This is a genomic window from Streptomyces sp. NPDC002536 (genome assembly GCF_053594995.1).
On the sequence record NZ_JBSFWU010000173.1, the window covers coordinates 1 to 8,811 of the forward strand.

The 8,811-nt window shown below is 71.1% G+C and carries 10 protein-coding genes and 1 pseudogene; 9 read left to right on the forward strand and 2 right to left on the reverse strand.

What is annotated here, in order from left to right; genetic code table 11:
• Positions 1–185: 185 nt before the first annotated feature.
• Complete coding sequence (locus ACWD4B_RS34035; RefSeq protein WP_451424403.1) at positions 186–1,637, reverse strand: amino acid permease; 1,452 nt, start codon at positions 1,635–1,637, stop codon at positions 186–188.
• Between the two features lie 185 nt (positions 1,638–1,822).
• On the opposite strand from ACWD4B_RS34035, the gene ACWD4B_RS34040 reads away from it, so the two are divergent.
• The 8 genes from ACWD4B_RS34040 (at position 1,823) to ACWD4B_RS34075 (ending at position 7,392) form a co-directional block, all read left to right on the forward strand.
• Positions 1,823–2,311 carry a ribose-5-phosphate isomerase gene (locus ACWD4B_RS34040; protein WP_336413418.1) on the forward strand — a complete coding sequence of 163 codons (489 nt, stop codon included), beginning with the start codon at positions 1,823–1,825 and terminating at the stop codon, positions 2,309–2,311.
• 67 nt (positions 2,312–2,378) lie between these two features.
• Entirely contained in the window at positions 2,379–3,188 is an 810-nt protein-coding gene (locus ACWD4B_RS34045; RefSeq protein WP_451424404.1) for an Fpg/Nei family DNA glycosylase, read from the forward strand.
• A 251-nt stretch (positions 3,189–3,439) separates the two neighbouring features.
• Entirely contained in the window at positions 3,440–4,576 is a 1,137-nt protein-coding gene (locus tag ACWD4B_RS34050; RefSeq protein ID WP_336413420.1) for a PP2C family protein-serine/threonine phosphatase, read from the forward strand.
• An 85-nt stretch (positions 4,577–4,661) separates the two neighbouring features.
• The gene (locus tag ACWD4B_RS34055) at positions 4,662–4,961 is read left to right on the forward strand and encodes a hypothetical protein (RefSeq protein ID WP_451424405.1); all 300 of its coding nucleotides are present in this window, start codon (positions 4,662–4,664) and stop codon (positions 4,959–4,961) included.
• On the forward strand, positions 4,958–5,215 hold the full coding sequence (locus ACWD4B_RS34060) for a type II toxin-antitoxin system RelE/ParE family toxin (protein ID WP_336413422.1): 258 nt from the start codon (positions 4,958–4,960) through the stop codon (positions 5,213–5,215). Before ACWD4B_RS34055 ends, ACWD4B_RS34060 begins: the two co-directional genes overlap by 4 nt.
• A gap of 20 nt (positions 5,216–5,235) precedes the next feature.
• Positions 5,236–5,385 carry a hypothetical protein gene (locus ACWD4B_RS34065; RefSeq protein WP_451424406.1) on the forward strand — a complete coding sequence of 50 codons (150 nt, stop codon included), beginning with the start codon at positions 5,236–5,238 and terminating at the stop codon, positions 5,383–5,385.
• A gap of 10 nt (positions 5,386–5,395) precedes the next feature.
• Positions 5,396–6,058 (forward strand): hypothetical protein, encoded by a 663-nt coding sequence (locus tag ACWD4B_RS34070; protein WP_451424407.1) that lies wholly within the window; start codon positions 5,396–5,398, stop codon positions 6,056–6,058.
• Entirely contained in the window at positions 6,055–7,392 is a 1,338-nt protein-coding gene (locus tag ACWD4B_RS34075; RefSeq protein WP_451424408.1) for a nucleotidyl transferase AbiEii/AbiGii toxin family protein, read from the forward strand. Before ACWD4B_RS34070 ends, ACWD4B_RS34075 begins: the two co-directional genes overlap by 4 nt.
• On the opposite strand, the gene ACWD4B_RS34080 is transcribed toward ACWD4B_RS34075, so the two are convergent.
• Positions 7,382–8,314, reverse strand: a complete 933-nt coding sequence (locus ACWD4B_RS34080; RefSeq protein ID WP_451424409.1) for an imine reductase family protein — start codon at positions 8,312–8,314, stop codon at positions 7,382–7,384. The genes ACWD4B_RS34075 and ACWD4B_RS34080 overlap by 11 nt on opposite strands.
• A 306-nt stretch (positions 8,315–8,620) precedes the next feature.
• On the opposite strand from ACWD4B_RS34080, the pseudogene ACWD4B_RS34085 reads away from it, so the two are divergent.
• A pseudogene (locus ACWD4B_RS34085) lies at positions 8,621–8,811 on the forward strand (hypothetical protein); the annotation flags it as partial.

Consider the following 8,811-nt stretch of genomic DNA (forward strand, 5'->3'; position numbering starts at 1 on the left):
CGCGACCAGCCCCCACCGGCCCTCAGCCGACGCACCACCCCAGGGGTCCGGGGCGCAGCCCCGAGTACCTCGACTGCGGGAGCATCGTGGCTGATCGCGCAGTTCCCCGCGCCCCTGACGGGGCCGAACACGCCCGGGCCCGCACCCCTGAACGGGGTGCGGGCCCGGGCCGGCGGCGGAACCGCCTACCGCTCGACGGACGCGCGCGCGTCGTGCCGCCGCCCGAGGACGATGCCGAGGACGAGCACGATCGCGCCCACCAGGGTCGACAGCAGCACCTGGTCGCGGTTGTCCCCGCCGTCGACGACCATGTAGCCGAGCACGAAGAGGATCATGGCGATGGTCGCGTACGTCAGGTACGGGAAGGCCCACATCCGCACGACCAGCTTCTCCGGCATCTCGCGCAGGATGATGCCGCGCATCTTCAGCTGCGTGACGCAGATGACCAGCCAGACGAACAGGGCGATGGCACCGGACGAGTTCAGCAGGAACTTGAAGACGGTGTCCGGCCACACGTAGTTGAAGACGACCGAGAGGAAGCCGAAGACGACCGACCCCAGGATCGCGGCCTGCGGAACACCGTTCTTGCGGTTGACCCGGGCGAAGACCTTCGGCGCATCGCCGCGCTGGCCGAGGGAGAAGGCCATGCGGGAGGCCGTGTAGAGGCCGGAGTTGAGGCAGGAGAGCACGGCGGTCAGCACGATGACGTTCATGATCTGGCCGGCGTGCGGGATGCCGATGGAGTCGAGGGCGGCGACGTAGCTGCCCTTCTTGGCGATCTCCGCGGAGTCCCACGGCAGCAGGGAGACGACCACCAGGATCGAGCCCAGGTAGAAGACGCCGATGCGCCAGATGACGCTGTTGGTGGCCTTGGTCACCGCACGCTGCGGGTCCTCGGACTCACCGGCGGCGAGGGTGACGATCTCGCTGCCCATGAAGGAGAAGACGACCATCAGGACACCGGTGAGGATCGCGCCGGGGCCGTTCGGCAGGAAGCCCCCGTGCGCGGTGAGATTGGAGAACCCTGAAGTGTCGTTGTGCGAACCGGGCAGCACGCCGAAGACGGCCAGCAGACCGATGACCACGAAGGCGCCGATGGCGACGACCTTGATGCCGGCGAACCAGAACTCGAACTCGCCGTAGGAGCTCACCGAGGCGAGGTTGGTCGCGGTCAGGACGACCATCACGATCAGAGCCCAGGCCCACTGCGGGACGGCCGGGACCCAGCCCGCGAGGATCTTCGCGCCCGCGGTCGCCTCGACGGCCAGCACCACGACCCAGAAGAACCAGTACAGCCAGCCGATGGTGAAACCGGCCCAGCGGCCCAGCGCCCGGTCCGCGTAGGCGGAGAAGGAGCCGGAGGTCGGGTTGGCCGCGGCCATCTCGCCCAGCATGCGCATCACGAAGACGACCATCGCGCCGACGAGTGCATAGGAGATCAGGATGCCGGGGCCGGCGGCGGCGATGCCGGACGCGGAACCCACGAAGAGGCCGGCACCGATGACACCACCGATGGCGATCATGGACAGGTGGCGGTTCTTGAGGCCGGCCTTGAGTCCGGCCTCGCCGGACGCCGGTTCGCGGCCGGGATCGCCGGTCGTCGACCCCTTTGTCATCGTCGGCGGTGTCGCGCTCATGTGGAAGTTCCTTCGGGTTGTTTCCTTCGGTACTCGGGTTGCGAGTTCCCGCATTAGAACTTTTCAAAGGTGTTTTTAGGAAGACCCGAATCCGTATCGTTGTCTTCACTCCCGGTACACGTCCGTACCCGTTTCGGTCCGCCCGGTGGCGGGCGCCGGGCCCGCCCCGTGCCACACTCGGACCCATGCGCGTCTACCTCGGCTCCGACCACGCCGGCTACGAACTCAAGAACCACCTCGTCGAATGGCTCACGGCCCACGGCCACGAGCCCGTCGACTGCGGTCCCCACATCTACGACGCCCAGGACGACTACCCGCCGTTCTGCCTGCGCGCCGCGGAGAGGACGGCCGCCGACCCGGACAGCCTCGGCATCGTGATCGGCGGCTCCGGCAACGGCGAGCAGATCGCCGCGAACAAGGTCAAGGGCGTCCGTGCCGCACTGGCCTGGAGCGAGCAGACGGCCGCGCTGGGCCGCGAGCACAACAACGCGAACGTGATCAGCGTGGGTGGGCGTATGCACACGCAGGAGGAGGCGACGAAGTTCGTCGAGATCTTCCTGGCGACGCCGTACTCGGGTGAGGAGCGTCACACGCGCCGCATCGAGATGCTGAGCGCGTACGAGGAGACGGGCGAGCTCCCCGCGATCCCGGCCCACCACCCGCAGCAGGGCTGAGGGGTTTCTTTTCAGGTGTGGGGGGGGCACACCCCCCACACCCCTCCGCCCGAAGGGACGACCAGTCATGCCCGAAGGGCATACGATCCACCGCCTGGCCCTGGACCACCGCACCCTCTTCGCGGGCGAGGCCGTCCATGTGACCAGCCCCCAGGGCAAGTTCACGGACAGCGCGGCCCTGATAGACGGTCAGGTGCTGGCAACGGCCGAAGCCCACGGCAAGCACCTCTTCCTCGGCTTCGCCGAAACCGGCTGGGTCCACATCCACTTGGGCCTCTTCGGCAAGTACACGTTCGGGGACGCCCCGGCGCCCCCGCCCACGGACACCGTCCGGCTCCGCCTCGCCGGCGCCTCCGCCTACGCGGACCTCCGCGGCCCCACCACCTGCGCCCTGATCACCGAGGCCGAGAAGCAGGCGATACACGACCGGCTGGGCCCGGACCCGCTCCGCGAGGGCGACGACGGCGAGCGGGCCTTCCACAGGATCACCCGCAGCCGCACCACCGTCGCCGCGCTCCTGATGGACCAGAAGATCGTCGCGGGCGTGGGCAACGTCTACCGCGCCGAGGTCCTCTTCCGGCACGGCATCGACCCGTACCGCGCGGGCCGCGATCTCACCCGCCGCGAGTGGGACGCGATCTGGCACGACCTCGTGGCCCTGATGCGCGAGGGCGTGCGCAACAACCGGATCGACACCGTCCGTCCCGAGCACGAGCCGGAGGCCATGGGCCGCCCGCCGCGCGTGGACGACCACGGCGGCGAGGTCTACGTCTACCGGCGGGCCCACCAGTCCTGCCACATCTGCGGCACCGCCATCCGCACCGCGGACCTCGCCGCCCGCAACCTCTTCTGGTGCCCGGAGTGCCAGCAGGCCTGACGGGACAAAGGGGGGCGCCGACCGGCGCACGCCTCACGCTGCGCACGCGGCCCCCGCATCCCCCGCCCCCGTCCGGCACCACCGCGCATCAGCCGTTACCGACGAGACGGAAACCCGACCGTGCCGCGCATCGATAAGGATCGATACGCATAAGGTTGCTCTCCGGGTGCCACCCGGGCGCCCTCACGGCGCCCGTCCCGGCGCGGCGTGAATCGACGCACCGCCGAATGGGTGGATAGGGTCCCGATGCAATGACTGGCGCTGCGGAGACCCCGACGGCCCGGATGCGCAAAGCACTGCACCGGGCGCGCACGAGCGTGCGCAAGGCCGGCGTCGACTATTTCCGGGGCGACGGCTCCGACTGGGTCGCCCTCACCGCGCTGCTGCTGTCCGTGCCCGCCCTCGCCCTGGGCACCATCGCCCAGCCCGACTGGTGCGCCCCCGCGGCCCTGGTCCTCCCCATCGTGGCCGGCGGCCTGCTGCTGCGCCCCGCGAGCCTGCTGGGCCTGTACTCCGCCGCGGCCGCCGCGCTGATCGCGGAGGCCCAGGTCCTGGACCCGTACGAGGAGGGCGCGGAGCGGGTCACCCCCGGCACCATCCTCGTCGTGGCGGCGGTCGCGTTCTTCGGGCTGCTCATCGCGCAGTTCCGCAGCCGCGTCGGCGTGCCGTGGCGGCGCGGCGGCACGATGCTCTTCGACCTCCGCGAACGCATCCGCGTCCAGAGCAAGCTGCCGAAGCTCCCGCACGGCTGGCACCGCGAGATGGCGCTGCGCCCGGCGGGCGGCCAGTCCTTCTCCGGCGACTTCGTCGTCGCGGCCCGCACCAACGGCGGCCGCACGCTGGAGGTCGTCCTCACGGACGTCTCGGGCAAGGGCATGGACGCGGCCTCCCGCGCCCTCCTCCTCTCCGGCGCCTTCGGCGGCCTGCTCGGCTCCCTCCCGCCGCACGACTTCCTCCACGCCGCCAACGGCTACCTCCTCCGCCAGGACTGGGACGAGGGCTTCGCCACCTCCGTCCACCTGGTCCTGGACCTGGACAGCGGCGACTACGACCTCTTCTCCGCGGGCCACGTCCCCGGCCTCCACCTCAGCGCCGGCTCGGGCCGCTGGGAGGAGAAGTCGGCCGAGGGCCCGCTCCTGGGCGTCTACGACGGCGCCGAGTTCGAGCCCGTACGCGGCACGCTGCGCCGCGGCGACGTCCTGATGCTCTTCACGGACGGCCTGGTCGAGACGTCGGAACGCGAACTGACGGAAGGCATGGACCGCCTCACGGGCGAGGCCGACCGCTACGTCACCTCGGGCTTCCACGGCGCGGCGTGGCACCTGATCGAGGCGGTGGCGAAGGACGTCAACGACGACAGGGCGCTGCTGCTGATCTGCCGGGACTAGAGGGCGTTTCCCCGGCGGGCGTCCCGTCGCGTGGGTATCGTCTCCACCGGAAGCCACCCGTCCCCACGAGGAAGGTCCGGGCCCCGTGGAACTGCCCGACATCCCCCGTACCATCGGCGGCATCGCCGCCGCTCTGCGACCGGAACTCCAGACGCAGTTCTGGGACGACGTGCGCGGAATCGACGACCCCGATGCGGCTCGTCTCCTCCTGGACGATTGGTGGCGCCAGGCCGTCGTGGACACTGCAGGAGACAACGAAGCCGCCCGTTCCGCGCTTGAGGACGCTGCGGACCTTCACCTGATCGAGGTGGCGCGCAAGGAGTCCGACGGTCGCACGATGACGCACGCCGAGGTCATGGCCATGCTGGACGCGAAGGCCTCGTGAAGTACACCCTGATCTGGGCCAACAACACGGCCCGCTCGATGCGTGCCCTGCGGAAGCGCGACGGGGACGCGGTCAAGCCGTTCGCCGACGCGGTCAACTCCCTGGCCCGCAACCCGTCTCCGCCCGAGGCCGTGCGGCTCGGAGGTACGGACACGTGGCGGCTGCACGTCGGCAGGTACAGGGCGATGTACGAGATCGACGGCGTCAACGTCTCCGTCACGCTCCTGCTCGTCGGAAGCATCCCCGTCCGGTGAGTCCCCGGGACCCCGACCGGATGGATGACGACCGGATCACCGCCGCCAGGGAACACGTGCGCACGGTGATCGGGCTCGACTTGAGCGACGAAGAGTTCGACCGAGCACCGGACATCCTCACCAACCTCTACAGGATCGCCGCCCTCCGGGCCGGAACCCCCGACATGTGATCATTTCCCGGTGACATCCAGCACCGCCCCGCCCTTCACCGGCGACTTCGAAGCCCACCTCACCGTCCGCTCAGGCACATCGGCCGGTTCGAGCGCCCTCGAACGCCACGCGGCGGCGCACGGGCTGAAGTTCACGCACATCGTGCTGGAGCGCGGGCGCACCCCGAGCCAGCCCATGCTCACCCTGCGCCGCTCCGGCGCGCTGCCCGCAGTGCGGGAGGCCGTCGCAAGCGCCGAACGCGCCGTGCGGAACGCCGGGTTCGACATCGTACGGACGAAGATCGAGGCCGCCCCGTGGGCGGACGGTGTGCCGGAGACGGACGGCGAGGCCGTGGCGCTCGGCGCCCGTCACTACTTCGAGCACCACATCAAGCTGCTCCTCGCCCCCGGCACGGACACCGCCCCGCTCGCCGAACTCGCCGTCGCCCACACCGCACACCTCTCGCGCAACGCCCGCCGCGTACGGGCGGACGGCCGCACGGAGCGGTTCGTCACCCAGCGGTGCAGGCTCGTGGGCCGCTGCACGGCAGGAGAGCGACTGGAGGCCCTGGCGGCATCGCTCCGCGCCGCCGGCCATGAAATCGTCTCCGTCGAGCGGGAGTTCGTCGTGCACGACAGCAACGAGTCACTCGACGCAGGCTGGATCGCAGAGGAAGAAGGTACGGACGCATGACGGCAGCAACTCCGTGGGAGCGTTTCAGCCACGGCCCCTGGGACGCCGGCATGGTCGTCCCGCAGACCCCACCGGACGAAGCGACGCGCGCGGCACGGGGCTTGCCGCAGACCCTGCGTCCCGTGCCCGGCGAGGGCGTCACGCAGCGCCCCGCCCACGACCCGGCCGCCGGTCACCACGTGCGCGGCATGCGGCTCAGCGAGCCGCAGTTCGCCGACGCCGGCACCGGAGCGGCCTGGTACGCGGCCCGCCGCCACGCGCTGGACCACGTCCTCGCGGCCGTCGCCGGCTCCGAGTGGGCCGAGCACCTGGTGCTGCGCGGCAGCGTGCTGCTGAAGGCGTGGTTCGGCGACGCGGCACGCGAGCCCGGCGACCTGGACTTCGTGGTCGTGCCGCACACGTGGCAGCTCGCGGACGCCCGCACCGACGCCCTGTTCACCGGCATCGCCCGCGCCGCCGAGGCGCTCTCGCAGGAGTCGGCCGGCCCCGTCCGCATCGACGCCTCCGGCGCCGCGAGCGACGAGATCTGGACGTACGACCGGGTGCCCGGCCGCCGTCTCGTCCTGCCCTGGACGGCCACGGCGGAGGGCGTCCCGCAGGGCACGGTCCAGCTCGACTTCGTCTTCAACGAGCCCCTGCCCGAACCGCCGGTGCGGACGGAGATCCCCAGAACGGCGCCGGGCGGCGCCCCGGCGGTCCTCAGGGCGGCGAGCCCCGCGCTCTCCCTCGCCTGGAAGATCCTCTGGCTGGTCTCGGACGTGCACCCCGAGGCCAAGGACCTCTACGACGCGGTGCTCCTCGCGGAGGGCGCGCGCACGGACCTGACGTACGAGCTGCTGGACCGGGTCCTGAGGGAGTCGGGCGAACCCGCCGACCTCGGCTACATCCTCTACTCGGCCGCCGAGGCCGACTGGTTCGAGTTCCACAAGGACCACCCCGAACTCCCGGACACCGACAGCGGCTACCTAGCACGCCTGGTCATGGCCCTCGCCCCCGTCTTCGCCCCCGCCGAGGACGGGCTGTACGCCCGGCTGGCCGCCGCCTTCCACGACACGACGGAGCTCGTGCGCGAGGAGCACACGGCGGGCGGCATGGAGGCCGTCGAGGCGTGGTTCGCCGCCCGTTGCGTGCACAGCCTGGGCGGGGTCGTGGTCGTACGCGAACTGCTCGGCCGTACGGAATGCACCCTGCGCGGGGCCGCCGACGTGCTGGAGGCCTTCCGCGACAGGCGCTTCGGCCGTGACGAACTCCTGTACAAGGAGGGCGGTTGGGCCGGCAGCCCGCACGGCATGGCGGCCCGGCTGGAGGCGGCGGACGCGGCCGTCAGCCGGTGACGGGGCCGGTGCCGGTGGCGGGGTCGGTGGCGGCGCTCTCCTCCCCGTCGGACGCCACGAACCCGGCCAGCCGCGCGTAGCCTTCGCCGCCGTGCCCGGCCGCGACCGCCCGCGCGAGCGGCTCCCTGAGCAGCTCCGGCAGGCCGGCCGCCACGCCCCGGAGCTCGCTCGCGTGGACGAGGATGTCCGCCATCGCGAGGTGCCGTTCCAGAGGAATGCCGTCGGCCGGACAGTGCCCGGAGCCGATCTGCGGGGCGTACTCGTCCATGAGCCCGCCGACGGTCCGCAGCCACCGGCGGGCCACCTCGGTGAACTCCGTCGCCGTGACGTTTCCGCCGGGCCCGTCCGCACCGACGAGCGCCACGCTGTGCAGCCAGCCGGTCAGCGTGGCCGACATCAGACCGAGCAGCGCCGTCTCGTACACGGACGCGAGCGCGGCGTCGGTCCCCAGATGGAACGGTTCGCCCAGGGCGGCGAGCGTCTTGCGGTGGTTGTCGAAGGCGGCCTGCGTGCCGCTGCAGAGAATCAGACAGCCGGGGTCGCCGATGCCCGACGGGCTCGCCATGACCACGCCGTCGAGGTATCCGCCGACGCCGCGCTGCCCGGCCCGGTCGGCCGTCTCGCGTGCATGGACCGGCGACCCGGGGGTGAGGACGACGAGCGCACGTCCCGCGATCCCGTCGCCCACCGCGTCCAGGAGCTCACGGGCGGCCCCGCACGGCGCCACGCAGACGACGACCAGCGGACTCGCGGCCACGGCCGCCCCGGCGGAGGCCGCCTCCACGGCCCCCTGCGCCGCAAGTTCCCCCGCCATACCGGGTGTTCGGTGCCAGACGGTCGTCCGGTGCCCGGCTCCGAGAAATGCAGCGGCCACTGCCGTTCCCATGGGCCCGAGACCGAGAACGCTCACCTCTGCACACATGTTTCCCCCGTTTCGCCGGTTTCACGGCTTCGTACGGGGAATCGGCAGACTCCCCGTGAATTGCCATTCTCCAGCCAATTCCCCTCTTACGGGAGACTTCTGCGCACATATGTGGACCAAATTCGGCACAGGGGTATCCGGTGTCCCGCCGGCGTCACGACATGCACGTTCTCGTAACAGACCGCCCGTCGGCCCGGCCTGGGCTTGGCGTTCGCGCTGTTGATGTTGCTAAATGTGTGCGAGTCGCCGAGAGGCGCACGTGAGACGATGAGCAACTGAGATGACGGGGAAGACGGGGGTGAGCTCGTGAAGTTCGACATGGGTAATACGGCGTTGTCGGGCCTGGTGGGCAAGACGCGGGGTTCGAGTGAGGACCTGGGCGGCTTGATCCGGCAGTTGATCGCTGCGGCGCAGCCGTTGGAGGGGAAGTTCAACGGTGCGGGCAAGCAGGCGTTCGACTCGTTCAAGTCGCATTCGGACCAGGTGACGGCGGACCT